The 16,568-nt window shown below is 55.8% G+C and carries 19 protein-coding genes and 1 tRNA gene; 13 read left to right on the top strand and 7 right to left on the bottom strand.

What is annotated here, in order from left to right; all coding sequences use genetic code 11:
* Positions 1–12: 12 nt before the first annotated feature.
* A complete protein-coding gene (locus tag AF70_RS21230; protein WP_019582831.1) occupies positions 13–219 on the bottom strand; it encodes a hypothetical protein in 207 nt (68 codons plus the stop codon).
* Between the two features lie 132 nt (positions 220–351).
* Between AF70_RS21230 and AF70_RS21225 the strand changes: the two genes are divergently transcribed.
* The gene (locus tag AF70_RS21225; RefSeq protein ID WP_018930280.1) at positions 352–657 is read left to right on the top strand and encodes a hypothetical protein; all 306 of its coding nucleotides are present in this window, start codon (positions 352–354) and stop codon (positions 655–657) included.
* Positions 658–824: 167 nt separating this feature from the next.
* A complete protein-coding gene (locus AF70_RS21220; protein ID WP_019582830.1) occupies positions 825–1,142 on the top strand; it encodes an I78 family peptidase inhibitor in 318 nt (105 codons plus the stop codon).
* A gap of 71 nt (positions 1,143–1,213) precedes the next feature.
* Here AF70_RS21220 and AF70_RS21215 read toward each other — a convergent pair whose 3' ends face one another.
* Together AF70_RS21215 and AF70_RS21210 are read right to left on the bottom strand one after the other, a co-directional pair.
* Complete coding sequence (locus tag AF70_RS21215; RefSeq protein WP_003179963.1) at positions 1,214–1,426, bottom strand: cold-shock protein; 213 nt, start codon at positions 1,424–1,426, stop codon at positions 1,214–1,216.
* Positions 1,427–1,716: 290 nt separating this feature from the next.
* Positions 1,717–2,019 (bottom strand): hypothetical protein, encoded by a 303-nt coding sequence (locus tag AF70_RS21210; protein WP_018930277.1) that lies wholly within the window; start codon positions 2,017–2,019, stop codon positions 1,717–1,719.
* A 373-nt stretch (positions 2,020–2,392) separates the two neighbouring features.
* Here AF70_RS21210 and thrS point away from each other — a divergent pair, with 373 nt between their 5' ends.
* The 9 genes from thrS to AF70_RS21165 all read left to right on the top strand — a co-directional run bounded on the left by thrS (position 2,393) and on the right by AF70_RS21165 (position 9,849).
* Positions 2,393–4,315, top strand: coding sequence for a threonine--tRNA ligase (thrS, locus tag AF70_RS21205; RefSeq protein ID WP_007940231.1), 1,923 nt, complete (start codon positions 2,393–2,395; stop codon positions 4,313–4,315).
* Positions 4,315–4,866: a translation initiation factor IF-3 gene (infC, locus tag AF70_RS21200; RefSeq protein WP_172435341.1), complete on the top strand. Its 552-nt coding sequence runs from the start codon at positions 4,315–4,317 to the stop codon at positions 4,864–4,866. The genes thrS and infC overlap by 1 nt, the downstream gene beginning before the upstream one ends.
* A 60-nt stretch (positions 4,867–4,926) precedes the next feature.
* Positions 4,927–5,121, top strand: coding sequence for a 50S ribosomal protein L35 (gene rpmI, locus AF70_RS21195; protein WP_002553160.1), 195 nt, complete (start codon positions 4,927–4,929; stop codon positions 5,119–5,121).
* A gap of 28 nt (positions 5,122–5,149) precedes the next feature.
* Positions 5,150–5,506 (top strand): 50S ribosomal protein L20, encoded by a 357-nt coding sequence (gene rplT / locus AF70_RS21190; protein WP_007905879.1) that lies wholly within the window; start codon positions 5,150–5,152, stop codon positions 5,504–5,506.
* Positions 5,507–5,615: 109 nt separating this feature from the next.
* The gene (pheS, locus tag AF70_RS21185) at positions 5,616–6,632 is read left to right on the top strand and encodes a phenylalanine--tRNA ligase subunit alpha (protein WP_007940232.1); all 1,017 of its coding nucleotides are present in this window, start codon (positions 5,616–5,618) and stop codon (positions 6,630–6,632) included.
* Between the two features lie 26 nt (positions 6,633–6,658).
* The gene (gene pheT, locus AF70_RS21180; protein ID WP_028939817.1) at positions 6,659–9,040 is read left to right on the top strand and encodes a phenylalanine--tRNA ligase subunit beta; all 2,382 of its coding nucleotides are present in this window, start codon (positions 6,659–6,661) and stop codon (positions 9,038–9,040) included.
* A gap of 3 nt (positions 9,041–9,043) precedes the next feature.
* Entirely contained in the window at positions 9,044–9,346 is a 303-nt protein-coding gene (gene ihfA / locus AF70_RS21175) for an integration host factor subunit alpha (RefSeq protein WP_002553164.1), read from the top strand.
* The gene (locus AF70_RS21170) at positions 9,327–9,683 is read left to right on the top strand and encodes a MerR family transcriptional regulator (RefSeq protein WP_003179985.1); all 357 of its coding nucleotides are present in this window, start codon (positions 9,327–9,329) and stop codon (positions 9,681–9,683) included. The genes ihfA and AF70_RS21170 overlap by 20 nt, the downstream gene beginning before the upstream one ends.
* 89 nt (positions 9,684–9,772) lie before the next feature.
* A tRNA-Pro gene (locus AF70_RS21165) sits at positions 9,773–9,849 on the top strand.
* A gap of 275 nt (positions 9,850–10,124) precedes the next feature.
* Here AF70_RS21165 and AF70_RS21160 read toward each other — a convergent pair.
* Positions 10,125–11,027, bottom strand: coding sequence for a LysR family transcriptional regulator (locus AF70_RS21160; protein WP_028939816.1), 903 nt, complete (start codon positions 11,025–11,027; stop codon positions 10,125–10,127).
* Positions 11,028–11,127: 100 nt separating this feature from the next.
* On the opposite strand from AF70_RS21160, the gene AF70_RS21155 reads away from it, so the two are divergent.
* Positions 11,128–11,991 (top strand): aldo/keto reductase family oxidoreductase, encoded by an 864-nt coding sequence (locus AF70_RS21155; RefSeq protein WP_028939815.1) that lies wholly within the window; start codon positions 11,128–11,130, stop codon positions 11,989–11,991.
* Positions 11,992–12,121: 130 nt separating this feature from the next.
* Here AF70_RS21155 and AF70_RS21150 read toward each other — a convergent pair whose 3' ends face one another.
* On the bottom strand, positions 12,122–13,201 hold the full coding sequence (locus AF70_RS21150; protein WP_028939814.1) for an alkene reductase: 1,080 nt from the start codon (positions 13,199–13,201) through the stop codon (positions 12,122–12,124).
* An 88-nt stretch (positions 13,202–13,289) separates the two neighbouring features.
* Entirely contained in the window at positions 13,290–14,129 is an 840-nt protein-coding gene (locus AF70_RS21145) for a pirin family protein (RefSeq protein WP_028939813.1), read from the bottom strand.
* Between the two features lie 176 nt (positions 14,130–14,305).
* Here AF70_RS21145 and AF70_RS21140 point away from each other — a divergent pair, with 176 nt between their 5' ends.
* Entirely contained in the window at positions 14,306–15,232 is a 927-nt protein-coding gene (locus tag AF70_RS21140; protein ID WP_028939812.1) for a LysR family transcriptional regulator, read from the top strand.
* Positions 15,233–15,807: 575 nt separating this feature from the next.
* On the opposite strand, the gene AF70_RS21135 is transcribed toward AF70_RS21140, so the two are convergent.
* The gene (locus AF70_RS21135; RefSeq protein ID WP_028939811.1) at positions 15,808–16,542 is read right to left on the bottom strand and encodes a hypothetical protein; all 735 of its coding nucleotides are present in this window, start codon (positions 16,540–16,542) and stop codon (positions 15,808–15,810) included.
* Positions 16,543–16,568: the final 26 nt, after the last annotated feature.

The following is a 16,568-nucleotide window of genomic DNA, read 5'->3' as shown; positions in this document are numbered from 1 at the left end:
CGGGTTTTTCCGCTACTCGGTATCCGTTACGCCCATGTAGTCGGCAGGGTACCTTTCGAGAACCTGGGTGATGAAGGTCTGGGCGGCCTGCGTCCCCAGTTCCTTGACCAGCAAATCGATACCAATGATTGCCAGCTCTTCCGGAGTGCCCGGGCTGTAAGAGCTGTGACCCTGTGGCCACTTGATTGTGATATTGGCGTCGATGCTTACGGTGGTCATGATGGGGCTCGTGAAGTCGGGAAAGTCTGAGTGTCGAGTTAACCATTTTGCAGGACGTTTGGCACTCCGACTTAGGCATCAGGGGAGGGCTATGCGACACTTGGTCTTTGACGAATTTTCAAGGATTGTGCTGTGCAGATCGATTTGAACACTCCTGACGGCTTGACCCTCGAAGCAGTGCGTCAGCTACTGGCCTCTGCCAGCGACGATGAGCACACCCAGTTGCGGGTCACCAAGGGCGGCATCGCCTACATTTCGTCGGGTGTCGTGGGCGGTACTGATATCGACGGGCTGCGGTTTCGCCTGGAAACATGGGCCAAGGGCTCAGGTTATGTCGGACGGGTCGCAGCCAGCGATGAGGTGTGGGTCATGCAGATCTTCAACGCGCTGAAAGACAACTGGCCGAATCCGCCGTACGACTACATCGACGTCTATTGAACGCTGTTCATATTCAGTGACGATTGCGGGATGAACGTCAGGCTGCTGCTCAGGCAAACTCGCCACTCGTCCAGATCGAGGGCAGGGTGATAGCGCCCGCCTTGAAACCAAACACCAAAATGGCGGTCGCACGATCTCTGCTTAATTTTTGAAAAAAAGGAGGCTTCATGCCTTGGAAGCTCGCGTCATTGGGTACGTTGTTGGCCGCCACTCTGCTGGCCGGTTGCAGCAGTACGTCCACCGAGTCGGCAAAGGACCCTGTGGCGACCGATACCGGCCACAGCCGTTGTGAAGCAAAGTCTGCCGAATTCACCATTGGCAAAAAGGCTTCGCCCCAATTGCTGGAGCAGGCACGTACCCGCGCAGGCGCGCAGAATGCCCGGTTCCTCAAGCCTGACGACATGGTGACTCTGGAGTACCGCTCCGATCGCCTGAACCTGAACACCGACAGCAATCTGGTGGTCACCCGCGTCAATTGCGGCTGATTGCTTCAGGTTTTGTTTCACCCATAAAAAACCCCGTCACATGGACGGGGTTTTTTTAGTGCGCCAGAAAATTACTCTGGGCGAACTTGTGCAGCTTGCATACCCTTTTGGCCTTTCTCAGCCACGAAGGAAACGGTTTGGCCTTCTTTCAGGCTTTTGAAACCGTCGCTTTCGATAGCTTTGAAGTGTACGAACAGGTCGTCACCGCCACCTTGAGGAGTGATGAAGCCGAAGCCTTTTTCATCGTTGAACCATTTAACGGTGCCGGTTTGGCGATTAGACATGGTGTATCTCCAAGAAACATATATTTTCAGTAGTACTGTGCTGCTCAGGCCAACTGGGCACACCGGAGTATCATAGTCGAAATGTTCGCTTTGGGAGCCCCCCGGACGTGCTGTTTGCCCTACAGTCGTGTTTTCTTTGCCGCTTCATACGGCTGAAAGCCCCGTTTTAAAAGGCTTTCAGCCAAAAGTAAAGACAATAAAAAAAGCTGCAAAACCTGCATAAATCGTACGAAAAAGCTGAAAACCGTTACTTTTTATCAGCGTTGGGCCGAGTCAAAAGGACTTTTTCCTCACTTTTTCGCCGGTGCATTGGCCTTGCATTTGGCGATCTCGCCCAGTGCCTTCTGTTGCAGTTCCGGGGTGGCCTTGTTGTCCATCAGCGACTGAATATCGCTGGCGGGGTAGGATTTGATCGCGTCGGCGCCACAAGCGCAGTGGGATTTTGCCGCAGCAGCGCCAATCTGAGGGGAAGCCGCCTGTGTGCACTGAGCCATGTACTTCTCGCGCTCACCCTTTGGCCAGTCGGCGTGGGCCGCCAGCGGCAGCAACAGGACGACGGGTGCGACTACTGCGAATAAACGATTCAGACGCATGCTGAGATGCTCCTTTCGGGTCAATGTCTTTTATCTGATGGGTGACACGGGGTTCAAGTTCAGCACTCTGGCACAAAAAAGCCTGATTTGCCCCCGGAGAAAACCTCGGTGCATCGATGACCGTTCATCTGTGCTAGCATGCCTGGCTCGGGTGTTTGCAGGCTCCGGATGACCTTCCGTCCCGGCAGCGGCAAATGCGCGAATAACCCTGATTTGAATCCCAGTCACTCTGGTTCGGTTTTCCGGTTGGCCGCAAGGCTCCTGCCGCTGTAAGGCAGGCGTTCGTCATTGAATGGCCTGGATCGGATCTTGTACTGGCTCATCCCAACCCACGTGACCTTTGGTAGGGGTCACCACTAGGAGAGGAGGCGCCATGCCAACTATTACTCTTCCCGACGGCAGTCAACGTTCATTCGATCACCCGGTTTCCGTAGCCGAGGTCGCCGCATCCATCGGTGCAGGCCTGGCCAAGGCCACCGTAGCCGGCAAGGTCAATGGCAAGCTGGTCGACGCCAGCGACATCATCGACAGCGATTCTTCGCTGCAAATCATTACGCCAAAGGATGAAGAGGGGCTGGAGATCATTCGCCACTCTTGCGCCCACCTGGTTGGCCACGCGGTCAAGCAGCTGTACCCGACGGCCAAGATGGTCATCGGTCCGGTCATCGAAGAAGGCTTCTATTACGATATCGCCTTCGAGCGTCCTTTCACGCCTGACGACCTGGCCGCCATCGAACAGCGCATGCAGCAGCTGATCGAAAAAGATTACGACGTGATCAAGAAAGTCACTCCGCGCGCCGAAGTGATCGAAGTGTTCAAGGCTCGTGGCGAAGACTACAAACTGCGCCTGGTCGAAGACATGCCGAACGAGCAGGCCATGGGCCTGTACTATCACGAAGAATACGTCGACATGTGCCGTGGTCCGCACGTGCCGAACACGCGCTTCCTGAAATCCTTCAAGCTGACCAAACTGTCCGGCGCCTACTGGCGTGGCGATGCCAAGAACGAGCAATTGCAGCGCGTTTACGGCACCGCATGGGCAGACAAGAAGCAGCTGGCGGCTTACATCCAGCGCATCGAAGAAGCTGAAAAACGCGATCACCGCAAGATCGGCAAGCGTCTGGGCCTGTTCCACACCCAGGAAGAGTCGCCGGGCATGGTGTTCTGGCACCCGAACGGTTGGACTCTGTACCAGGTGCTCGAGCAGTACATGCGCAAGGTTCAGCGCGACAACGGTTACCTGGAGATCAAGACTCCACAAGTCGTTGACCGCAGCCTGTGGGAGAAATCCGGGCACTGGGCCAACTACGCCGACAACATGTTCACCACGCAATCGGAAAACCGCGACTACGCCATCAAGCCGATGAACTGCCCGTGCCACGTGCAGGTGTTCAATCAGGGCCTGAAAAGCTACCGCGAGCTGCCGATGCGTCTGGCCGAGTTCGGTGCCTGCCACCGTAACGAGCCGTCGGGTGCGCTGCACGGCATCATGCGCGTTCGCGCCTTCACTCAGGACGATGCTCACATCTTCTGTACTGAAGAGCAGATGCAGGCCGAATCCGCCGCGTTCATCAAGCTGACAATGGACGTCTATGCCGACTTCGGCTTTAAAGAAGTCGAAATGAAACTGTCCACTCGTCCGGAAAAACGCGTCGGTTCTGACGAGTTGTGGGATCGCGCCGAAGCGGCATTGGCCGCAGCCCTTGATAGTGCGGGCCTGCCGTACGATCTGCAGCCGGGCGAGGGTGCGTTCTACGGTCCGAAGATCGAGTTCTCGCTGAAAGATTGCCTCGGTCGCGTCTGGCAGTGTGGTACCCTTCAGCTCGATTTTAACCTGCCTGTCCGTCTGGGAGCCGAATACGTCTCTGAAGACAACAGTCGCAAGCACCCGGTGATGTTGCACCGGGCGATCCTGGGTTCCTTCGAGCGCTTCGTCGGAATTCTGATCGAGCACTACGAGGGTGCATTCCCTGCGTGGCTGGCGCCGACCCAGGCAGTGATTATGAATATCACTGATAAACAAGCCGATTTTGCCGCCGAGGTTGAAAAAACTCTCAACGAAAGCGGATTTCGTGCCAAGTCTGACTTGAGAAATGAAAAGATCGGCTTTAAAATCCGCGAGCATACTTTGCTCAAGGTTCCCTATCTCTTGGTTATCGGAGATCGGGAAGTCGAGATGCAGACTGTCGCTGTGCGTACTCGTGAAGGTGCTGACCTGGGCTCGATGCCCGTCGCCCAGTTCGCTGAGTTTCTCGCGCAAGCGGTTTCCCGGCGTGGTCGCCCAGATTCGGAGTAATTATTATTAAGCGTGAAATGAGACAAGATAAACGAGCTGCACCGAAAGCCCCGATCAACGAGAATATCTCGGCACGCGAGGTTCGGTTAATTGGGGCTGAAGGTGAACAGCTTGGGATTGTGTCAATTGAAGACGCGCTTCTTAAGGCTGAAGAGGCCAAACTGGATTTGGTGGAAATTTCCGCCGATGCAGTACCCCCTGTTTGCAAACTGATGGACTACGGCAAATCGATCTTCGAAAAGAAGAAGCAGATTGCCGCGGCCAAGAAAAACCAGAAGCAGATTCAGGTTAAAGAAATCAAGTTTCGTCCAGGGACGGAGGAAGGGGATTACCAGGTAAAACTGCGCAACCTGGTACGTTTCCTGAGTGACGGGGACAGGGCCAAGGTATCCTTGCGATTCCGCGGCCGTGAGATGGCCCACCAGGAGCTGGGGATGGAACTCCTCAAGCGAGTTGAAGGTGACTTGCTCGAGTACGGTTCGGTCGAACAGCATCCTAAGATGGAAGGACGCCAGCTGATCATGGTCATCGCCCCGAAAAAGAAGAAGTAATCAACAGGGCACGGCAGGCCTTCTGATTATGTTTATCAACTGAATGCGGAGTATCCGAACATGCCAAAAATGAAAACGAAAAGTGGTGCTGCTAAGCGGTTTTTGAAAACTGCTAACGGTATCAAGCACAAGCACGCTTTCAAGAGCCACATCCTGACTAAAATGTCGACCAAGCGTAAGCGTCAACTGCGCGGTAGCAGCTTGCTGCATCCGTCTGACGTGGCAAAAGTCGAGCGCATGCTGCGCCTTCGTTAATTTTAGTCAAGAATAGAGGAAGTAACTCATGGCTCGTGTAAAGCGTGGCGTCATTGCCCGTAAACGTCACAAAAAAATTCTGAAACTTGCTAAAGGCTACTACGGCGCTCGCTCGCGCGTATTCCGTGTTGCCAAGCAAGCGGTAATCAAGGCAGGCCAATACGCCTACCGTGACCGTCGTCAGAAAAAACGTCAGTTCCGCGCTCTGTGGATCGCTCGTATCAACGCTGGTGCACGTATCAACGGTCTGTCCTACAGCCGTTTCATCGCCGGCCTGAAAAAAGCGTCCATCGAGATCGACCGTAAGGTTCTGGCTGATCTGGCAGTGAACGAAAAAGCGGCGTTTGCTGCGATTGTCGAGAAAGCTAAAGCCACCTTGGCTTAAGTACCCCCGACAGTCACCCGGCCTCACCTCTGTGGGGCCAGGTGTTAAACGTCATAAATAGGGGAAGAGCCTTCAAGCTCTTCCCCTATTTTGTATCTGGAGTCTGTACATGGAAAACCTGGATGCGCTCGTCTCTCAAGCACTAGAGGCTGTGCAAAGCGCTGAAGATATCAATGCCCTGGAGCAAATCCGGGTTCACTACCTTGGCAAAAAGGGTGAATTGACTCAGGTGATGAAGACCCTGGGGAATTTGCCGGCAGAAGAGCGTCCGCAAGTCGGCGCGCTGATCAACGTTGCCAAGGAGCGTGTCACAGAGGTTCTCAATGCGCGCAAGGCGTTGTTCGAGGAGGCCGATCTTGCGGCCAAGCTCGCCGCCGAATCCATTGACGTGACCCTGCCTGGCCGCGGCCAGACCTCAGGCGGTCTGCATCCGGTTACCCGGACTCTGGAACGTATCGAGCAGTTCTTCACCCACATTGGCTACGGCATCGCCGAAGGCCCTGAGGTCGAAGACGATTACCACAACTTCGAAGCGCTCAACATCCCAGGCCATCACCCGGCCCGGTCGATGCATGACACCTTCTATTTCAATGCCAACATGTTGCTGCGCACCCATACCTCGCCGGTACAGGTCCGCACCATGGAATCGAAACAGCCGCCGATCCGCATCGTCTGCCCAGGCCGTGTGTACCGTAGCGACTCCGATATCACCCACTCGCCGATGTTCCACCAGGTCGAAGGCCTGCTGGTCGACCGCGATATCAACTTCGCCGACCTGAAAGGGACCATCGAAGAGTTCCTGCGCGTGTTCTTCGAAAAAGAACTGGCCGTGCGTTTCCGTCCTTCGTACTTCCCGTTCACCGAGCCATCCGCCGAAGTCGACATGGAATGCGTGATGTGCAGCGGTAAAGGCTGCCGTGTCTGCAAACAGACTGGCTGGCTGGAAGTCATGGGCTGCGGCATGGTTCACCCGAACGTGCTGCGTATGTCCGGGATCGACCCGGAAGAGTTTTCGGGCTTTGCCTTCGGCATGGGCGTTGAGCGTCTGGCCATGCTGCGTTACGGCGTGAACGACTTGCGTCTGTTCTTCGACAACGACTTGCGGTTCCTCGCGCAATTTCGCTAGTCGTAACGAATTCTTAGGAGAGCAGGATGAAATTCAGTGAACAATGGCTGCGTGGCTGGGTAAGCCCGCAGGTAAATCGCGACGAGCTGGTTGCTCGTCTGTCGATGGCCGGTCTTGAGGTCGATAGCGTTACGCCGGCCGCCGGTGAATTCAGTGGTGTGGTAGTGGGCGAGGTGCTGAGCACCGAGCAACACCCGGACGCCGACAAGCTGCGCGTTTGCCAGGTCAGCAGTGGCGCGGAGACCTTCCAGGTTGTGTGCGGTGCGCCAAACGTGCGCCCGGGCCTGAAGATCCCGTTCGCCATGATCGGTGCCGAACTGCCAGGCGATTTCAAAATCAAGAAAGCCAAGCTGCGTGGCGTTGAATCCAACGGCATGCTGTGCTCCCAGGCTGAGCTGCAAATTGGCGAAGGCAACGACGGCCTGATGGAATTGCCGGCCGATGCGCCGGTCGGTCAGGACATTCGTGAATACCTGAACCTGGAAGACGCCAGCATCGAGGTCGACCTGACCCCGAACCGCGGTGACTGCCTGTCTCTGGCCGGTCTGGCCCGCGAAGTCGGTGCGCTTTATGCTGCCCCGGTGGTGCGCCCGGCCATTGCCAGCGTTCCTGCCGTGCACGACGAGGTGCGTTCGATCGAAGTACTGGCGCCGAACGCTTGCCCGCGTTACCTGGGTCGCGTGATCCGTAACGTTGACCTGTCCAAGCCTACGCCACTGTGGATGGTCGAGCGCCTGCGTCGCGCCGACGTGCGCAGCATCGACGCCGCCGTCGACATCACCAACTACGTGATGCTGGAACTGGGCCAGCCGCTGCACGCATTCGATCTCGCCGAAATCAATGGCGGCATCCGCGTGCGCATGGCTGAAGATGGCGAGAAGCTGGTGCTGCTCGACGGTCAGGAAGTCAGCCTGCGTAGCGATACGCTGGTGATCGCCGACCACACCCGTGCCTTGGCTATCGCCGGCGTCATGGGGGGCGAGCACAGCGGCGTCAACACCGCGACCACCCGCGATATTTTCCTGGAAAGCGCGTTCTTCGACCAGATTGCCGTCGCTGGCAAGGCTCGTTCCTACGGCCTGCACACCGACGCTTCGCACCGCTACGAGCGCGGCGTGGACTGGAAGCTGGCCCGTGAAGCCATGGAGCGCGCCACTGGCCTGCTGCTGGAAATCACCGGTGGCGAAGCCGGCCCGATCGTCGAAACCGTCAGCGAGCAGCATCTGCCGTCGATCGCACCGATCACCCTGCGTGCCCAACGCATCACCCAGATGCTGGGCATGGAAATGGATTCGGCCGAAGTCGAGCGTCTGCTCAGCGCTTTGGGCCTGACCATTACTGCCGATGGGGCAGGGCAGTGGCGCGTTGAAGTGCCAAGCTTCCGTTTCGATATCAGCCTGGAAGTTGACCTGATCGAAGAGCTGGCCCGTCTGTACGGCTACAACCGTCTGCCGGTTCGCTACCCGCAAGCCCGTCTGGCACCACAAGCCAAGGCTGAAGCGCGCAGCGATCTGCCTGAGCTGCGTCGTCTGCTGGTGGCCCGTGGTTATCAGGAAGCGATCACCTACAGCTTCATCGATCCGAAACAGTTCGAGTTGTTTAATCCAGGTGTCGAGCCGCTGTTGCTTGCCAACCCGATTTCCAATGACATGGCTGCCATGCGTTCGTCCCTGTGGCCGGGCCTGGTCAAGGCGCTTCAGCACAACCTGAACCGCCAGCAGGATCGTGTCCGCCTGTTCGAAAGCGGCCTGCGTTTTGTCGGTCAACTGGAAGGCCTGAAGCAAGAGCCGATGCTGGCTGGTGTCGTGTGCGGTAGCCGTCTGCCGGAAGGCTGGGCGCAAGGTCGCGATGTCGTGGATTTCTTCGACGTCAAAGCCGATGTGGAAGCGGTGCTGGGCTTTGCCGGTGCACTGGACGCATTCACGTTCGTGCCGGGTAAACACCCTGCGTTGCACCCGGGTCAAACCGCGCGCGTCGAGCGTGATGGTCGCCTGGTCGGCTACGTTGGTGCCATCCACCCTGAATTGTCGAAAACCCTCGGTCTCGACCGTCCGGTCTTCGTTTTCGAGCTGGTTCTGGCCGAAGTGGCTTCGGGCAAAATGCCAAAATTCAGCGAGTTGTCGCGCTTTCCTGAAGTGCGTCGTGACTTGGCATTGATTGCGGCCACGGACGTGCCGGCCACTGCTGTGCTGGATGTAATCCGTGAAAATGCAGGCGAATGGCTCACGGACCTCAGGCTATTTGACGTGTATCAGGGTAAAGGCATTGATCCTGATAGAAAAAGCCTTGCGGTCGGCTTGACCTGGCAGCATCCATCGCGCACTCTTAATGACGATGAGGTGAATACCGCAACGCAAAACATCCTCACCTCGCTCGAACAAAGGTTGAACGCCACGTTAAGGAAGTGACGTATGGGGGCTTTGACGAAAGCTGAGATGGCGGAACGTCTGTACGAAGAGCTGGGCCTGAACAAGCGGGAGGCCAAGGAATTGGTCGAACTGTTTTTCGAAGAAATCAGGCACGCGCTCGAAGACAACGAACAAGTCAAATTGTCCGGTTTCGGCAATTTCGACCTTCGGGACAAACGCCAGCGGCCTGGCCGCAATCCGAAAACGGGAGAAGAAATCCCGATCACGGCTCGCCGTGTGGTCACCTTTCGTCCAGGGCAGAAGTTGAAGGCCCGAGTTGAGGCTTATGCTGGAACCAAGTCATAACGACGAACTACCCGTCATCCCGGGCAAACGCTACTTCACCATTGGTGAAGTCAGCGAGCTGTGTGCGGTAAAACCACACGTGCTGCGCTACTGGGAGCAGGAGTTTCCTCAACTCAACCCCGTCAAACGCCGCGGAAACCGCCGGTATTATCAGCGCCAGGACGTGCTGATGATCCGGCAGATCCGCGCGCTTCTTTACGATCAGGGGTTCACCATCGGCGGTGCACGCTTGCGTTTGTCCGGCGATGAAGCCAAAGACGACACCACCCAATACAAACAAATGATCCGCCAGATGATCGCCGAGCTGGAAGATGTTCTGGTGGTCCTCAAGAAATAAATTCCTGCTTTTAAATACTTCCAGTTTTCAAAAGCTTGCGATATATTCTTGATCGTTCCTCGAGATGAGGGACAGAGTCAACGCCTAGTCGGGGCGTAGCGCAGTCCGGTAGCGCACTAGCATGGGGTGCTAGGGGTCGAGTGTTCGAATCACTCCGTCCCGACCATATTATTCAAAGGGGTCGCGAGATTTTATCTCGCGGCCTTTTTTATGCTTGGTCGTTTTTACCCCCACAGAACCACTGGCTCTGGCTGGAATCTCAGCGGATATCTAGGAGCTGGTTGGTGTTCTGTCGCACTATCAGTGCACCAATAGAGGCCTGCACCTGCTTTATTTAAGTCGGTGGCATTGCCTATGGCGGTTTCGGCGTTCATTGAGCCGGTGATACCTCAGACTCAAGGCATTTCCGCGTTTAACATTCGTCGAATGGTTATTGATGAACTACGTTCGCTGGGCATTGATAAAGTCTATAAATGCCCTCAGAGGCGAGGGCAGATAGCGTCTACCTGGGTAATAGAGAAACGGCCCGGTAAAGCTCTGCCACCATGGTTCCAGCACCGGTTCAAGTGCCCCACTTTCCAGATAGGGCTGAAGCCAGTCCTCAAACAGGTAGACGATACCCAGCCCATCAATCGCAGCCTGAACAGTCAGGTCCACGGCGCCTCCCACCCTGACAATCAACGGCCCAGTCGGGTCCACGCTCACGGTTTCGCCATGACGTTCGTACTCCCAGAGCGGCATCGCGCCACTGGGAAATCTGCCCCGCAGGCATGCGTGTTTCAACAGATCTCGTGGGTGCTCTGGTCGACCTCTGGCATCGAGATAAGCCGGTGATGCGGCCGTCGCGAAGCGTTGAAGTCGTGGGCCGATGGGGACTGCAATCATGTCCTGCTCAAGGCGTTCATCGTAACGAATACCCGCGTCACAACCTGCCGCAAGCATGTCGACGAAGCTCTCCTCGATCGTCACTTCCAGACTGATGTCGGGATAGGTTTGCAGGAAGGGGGTAATGATCGACGGCAGCACAAGTCTTGCGGCGCTGGCAGGAACATTCAGCTTGAGGGTGCCTGAGGGGCGGTCGCGGAAGTTGTTCACCACATCAAGCGCCGACTCGACTTCGCCCAATGCGGGCACGATGCGTTCCATCAGCATTGCGCCAGCTTCAGTCGGAGCCACGCTTCGGGTGGTGCGATTGAGCAGCCTCACACCTAGCCTGGCTTCCAGGCGTCGCACCGCATCACTGAGGCTTGAAGCGGATTTACCGCAGGACTTGGCTCCTTCGCGGAAACCTCCTGCGTTGACCACTGCTACAAAGGCCAGCAAGTCTTGAATGTTGGTTTGCATTGTTCTCTCAGCCGTACAACCTGTGCCGATTGCACCCTATTACCAATGAAGTGGTCAATGCCTATAGTGCGTCACACATACTCTGATTGAGGTAGACAAAATGAGCAAAGTGGCCAAGGCAGGTTCGTTCTTATTGGGCGATCGGGCGGTAAATCGTATGGGCTACGGTGCGATGCAATTGGCGGGACCTAACGTTTTTGGCCCTCCCAAGGATCCGAAAGCGGCCATTGCCGTGCTGCGTGAAGCGCTGGCGTCGGGTGTAAACCACATTGATACCGCAGATTTTTACGGCCCTCACGTGACCAACCAACTGATCCGTGAAGCTTTACACCCTTACGCTGAAAACCTGGTCATCGTGACAAAGGTCGGCGCACTCCGTGGTTCTGATGGCTCCTGGAATCCAGCGCAGAGCCCCGCTGAATTGACCCAGGCCGTGCATGACAACCTGCGCAATCTTGGTGTGGACGTACTGGATGTGGTGAACCTTAGGGCAATGGGCAACCAGCAATCGCCCGTCGAGGGGTCCATCGAGGAATCATTTACCACACTTGTAGAATTACAACGCCAGGGGCTCATTCGCCACTTGGGCGTAAGCAACGTCACGCCATCGCAGGTCAAGCAAGCGCAGGGGATCGCTGACATCGTCTGCGTGCAGAATCACTACAATCTGTCTCACCGTGAAGACGAGACACTTATTTCTGAGTTGGGTCAGCAGGGCATTGCTTATGTGCCGTTCTTTCCTCTAGGTGGTTTCACGCCGTTGCAGTCGCAAGTACTCTTGAACGTAGCGACGCGCATGGGAGCTTCACCTCTGTGCCTGGCGCTGGCGTGGCTGCTGCAACGTGCTCCTAATATCTTGTTGATTCCTGGTACTTCCTCGGTGGCACACTTTCGAGAGAATCTCACCGCGAGTGAATTGGTAATCGCGCCTGATATGCTGGACGAGTTGGAGGCGCTGGGATAGCGGACGGCGAGTTCAGGACTGATTAGTTGGAGCTTTTACTAAGCAGCCCAGTAAGCGCCAGCGAATGGCTCGCGATCGCCGTGAGACATTACGCTGACTGACGTCTAATCCAGTAATTTGCTCATAGTGCCTATCGGGATTGCGCCATGGTCGGATAGTCCGTGTAACCGCGATCCTCACCTTGGTAGAACGTCGTCGGGTCGGCTTCGTTCAGGGCTCTATTGTGTTTGAATCGCTCTACCAAATCCGGGTTGGCCAGGAACGCGGTGCCAAACGACACCAGATCAGCATCGCCTAAGCTGAGCGCCGTTCCGGCTCGCTCTGCGTCATAGCCACCATTGGCGATGTAGGTGCCACCGAAACGACGCTTTAGTTCTCTGAAATCAAATGGCCCTGCACCGAGTTCAACCACGTGAAGGTAGGCCAACCCATAGCGACTGAGCATCTTCGCCGCGTAGTTGAAAGTTGCTTGGGGATCGCTGTCGCTCATGGAGAAATAATTGAAGATTGGCGACAGGCGAACGCCTACGCGGCTGGCCCCGAAGACCTCGATGACGGACTCGACTACCTCCTTGAGAAATCGAGCGCGATTCTCTACAGATCCGCCGTAGGTATCGGTTCGGGTATTGGTGCCATCGCGTAGGAACTGGTCGATCAAATAACCGTTTGCACCATGGATTTCAACGCCGTCGAATCCAGCACGTTTTGCGTTTTCAGCACCTTGGCGAAAATCAGCGATCACGCCAGGAACCTCATCGAGATCCAGAGCTCGTGGCAATTCGTAAGACTTCAGTCCCTCAGGCGTATAGATCTCGCCATCAGCCTTGATCGCTGAAGGTGCTACTGGCAGGGCGCTGTTGATCTGCACCAATGGATGTGAGAGCCGTCCGACATGCCAGAGTTGCAGGAATATCCGTCCACCTCCTGCATGAACAGCGTCGGTCACTTGTCTCCAGCCGGCGATTTGTTCGGAGGTGAAGATGCCCGGCGTTCTCATATAGCCTTTGCCTTGTGCCGAGACCTGAGAACCCTCGGTGATGATGAGTCCGGCACCGGCACGTTGCCGGTAATACTCAACCACGGTGGGCGTCGGAGCATCACCTTCACCGGCGCGGCTTCGCGTCAAAGGCGCCATGACCATGTGGTTTTTCAGAGGGAGGGAGCCGATTTGTGCAGGGGACAAAAGCAGGTCGAGATTGCTCGTGGTCATGATGTATCTCAGTAGGTGAGGATTAATAATTCGGGATTGGTGGGATGTTTAGCGGGGAGTCGTATCGACTGAAGGCGCGCCCCAGGGGCTAGCTCAGTCGTCCCTCCTGCCGCAGGCGTTCGCCGATGCGCTGTATCTCAGTTTCGCCCTGTGCCAGAGCTGCCCTGCTCGTGTGTACCGAGTAGTAGCCCGTCACCAGTTCGTGCGGATGCTTCACTGCTGAGCCCAGTACGAATGAGCATTCGCCTTGAGCCACGAAATCGATGTATTGCTCGGACTCCTCGAATACGGCGAGTTCGCCGGCATTAATCAGGCTCCCTGTGTCCAGCCGTCCTGCATTAACCGCGAGCCAGGCCACGGTGTGTCCGGACGGCGGGGTATACCGCCAGCGCTCGCCGTCTTTCAAATTCACGGCGAGATAGTTCATGTCACTCGGCGCTTCAATCAGGCTCTGCGCATTACCGTAGCGGCCCAGGAGCACGCGCGCCGGGCCTGATTGCGGAACTTGGGAGGGCGCAAGATAGACACTCAGCGCGGGGGCGTTTTCCAACGACGGTGGTAGTGCCACCCAGAGCTGGAATCCCTGCATTGAGGACTCGTTGGCTAGCGTAGCGTCGTGCCAAACCCCATTGCCGGCGCGCATCCACTCAACACCACCGGCAAGCAACACACCTGTCGCGCCAGTGGTGTCTTCATAGGCGACGTCGCCTTTGGTCATGAAGGTAACCGTCGCGATCCCTGAGTGCGGGTGCATGCCGAAATTGGACTTACCGCGACTGGCGTTCAAACTGAAAATATCAAGGAAAATGAAAGGCTTCAAAAGCTCGCCCAGATCGCCCGGGCTCATAAGCCGCGTTATAGGGCCATGGGTGCTGCCTTTAGTGCGATGGACAATGGCGCGTTGCAGAACAGCGACGGTGGCGGTCATATGTTTTCTCTCGGGGTTTTGAGCGCCTGGGCCCACCAGACAATGTCATCGAGCAGCGCTTTGGCTGCCTGGGAGGTCAAATGCAGCAATGCCTGAAGGATATGCGTCTTCGGATTGCTTTATTAGATGGCATAATTGGATTGAACCAATCCATTTAACGAAGTGGTGGCGATAAAGTGATTGACCTGAATGACGTCGCCTTGTTTGTACAAGTGGTACGCAACGGCAGCTTTGCCGAAGCGGCGCGGCAGCTTGGAATGCCGCCCAACACCTTAAGCAGGCGGGTTCAACAACTCGAGGCGCAGCTCGGCACACGGCTGCTGCAGCGCTCCACGCGCAAGCTCACACTTACTCATTCAGGTCAGGCTTTTCATGACCGCTGCTCTGGCGCGGTAGCAGGCCTGATCGATGCCGGACAGCAATTAATGACGGGAAACCAGGAGCCGAGTGGCATCGTGCGCATTGCGGCGATGGCTGATTTCTTCGACTTCTTCCCGATGGAATGGGTGGCCGATTTTCTAGCCTTGCATCCACGGGTTCAGCTTGACTTCGTGCTAAGTGATGCGCGCGCCGATTTGATCGCTGATCGGATCGACATCGCGTTTCGAGGAGGCACTTTGCAGGATTCGGGATACGTCGGTCGCCAACTCATTGGAGCAGGCAATGAAGGCTTGGTCGCCAGCCCCAAGTACCTCAATAACCGAGGTGTGCCCGTTACGCTAGAGGATCTGGTCAATCACGACTGTGTGAGTTTCGGTCATCCTAGCGGCGTCACCACGTGGCGTCTTAATGGGCCAAACGGTGTTGAGGAAGACGTGCAGATTACCAGCCGTTTCAATGGAAACACGGCTCAGGCATTGCGTAAGGCCACGGTGGCTGGCTTGGGTATTGCGTTGCTGCCGCCCACGATAGTTGATTTCGATCTTCGGGCTGGCCGCCTTGTGCCTGTGCTACCGCATTACCATCGCACTGGATACGGCCTGCATGTGCTTTATCCCAGTCGGCAACATTTGCCGTTGGCGGTATCAGCCTTTATAGGACTGGTGATGGAGAAGCTAAAAGTGGAAGCATTCCCAGCAAGGGTTTTACCTGAGCAGGTTTGACACGGTATTTGGGCTTATGACTTTCACACAGCGGGACGGGTAGTAATTTCCTCCACCATTAGTCACGTCATCTGTATTTACGGACCGAGATTCGACCGGCCAAATTGCCATCCTCCCTGAGGAACAGGCCGGCATCGTTGGCGGTCAACGACTCGAGTTCTGTGATGGTGACTTTGGCCATGAGATGGGTTTTCCCTACTTTTCCCCCCACAAAAACGTCGGCTCTTGATGGACGTTACTGGACTCTCGTAGAGCAGAACACCGCTGGAGCTCAAGCAAATACTGGCTTGGAAAAACCCAGAGTAAAATTTTGGAAGCTTTCAAGAAGTATGAAAAAGGAGATGGGGTGCTAGGGGGCGAGTGTTCGAATCACTCCGTCCCGACCATATAATTCAAAGGGTTACGAGATTTTATCTCGCGACTCTTTTTTATTTTGGTGGTTTTTTACCCCTACAAAACGATTGGCTCTGTGTAAGGAAGCGTCGAATTTGGCACCGTCTTACATGATGTTTGGCACCGCTCCGTTCCTAATCGATCACTGAATTTAGCGCGACATTTGGCACCGTGAATCTAGGTCACTCGTCCGCTGGCTTTGATGGCTGGGGGAATTTTGCATCTGGGAATGCTTTTTTCAAGGCGGTGTACAACCCCTGTGCGGCCTCATCCAGATCAATGACAGTTTTATCAACCCTAAAGATCAGTCGTTTCGTCTGGTCAATCAACTGTGAGAACAGCCGTGGTCCCAGTGCTTGTTCTAGTATTGCATGCGAGACCAGCCCACCTTTAGGAATGATTTTCTCCAAGATTGGCTGAACTTCCATGAGGTGCAGGGCGGAACGGGTTCGCACCACTTCTACTGCATGAAGAAAGTTCTGTTCAGCAATCACCAGCACTTCCAATATCCTCGCGTCGCCTAGGTCAAGAAAGAAGGCAAGGCTATCTACATCTATCCTCGGGGTCTCATCTAGTGGGTAGTCTATCGGGGGCAGTGAAATTGCAGCTAAGGGTTCGTCGCGGTGGTGGTCGACGAAATCCATCTGTATCTGAGCCACGACATTAACTTGACGCCACAATGTGAACATGGCGCGGGCACCTGCACCTATCTGCCTTTTTCTCTCTTTCTCCTGGGCGGCATCTTGCACCAAAGACGCTCCATACCATGCCCCCACATAGGCAGCTATTAGTGTTGCTACGGCAGGTAGAAAGTCTTTCGCGAATGCTGCCAGCTGCGGAGTCCCAAATGGGGCGCTGAACGATGCTGCGACAATAATCAAAACCAGCAAAGTGAGTGGGTTTTTGAGTTTTTTCATTCCGTCGCTCTTAAGAAGAGTCCTTG

The organism is Pseudomonas sp. KD5, assembly GCF_012932895.1.
Taxonomy (GTDB): Bacteria; Pseudomonadota; Gammaproteobacteria; order Pseudomonadales; family Pseudomonadaceae; genus Aquipseudomonas.
The sequence above is the reverse complement of the archived record's forward strand: the minus strand, read 5'-3'. Positions and strand labels throughout refer to the sequence as shown.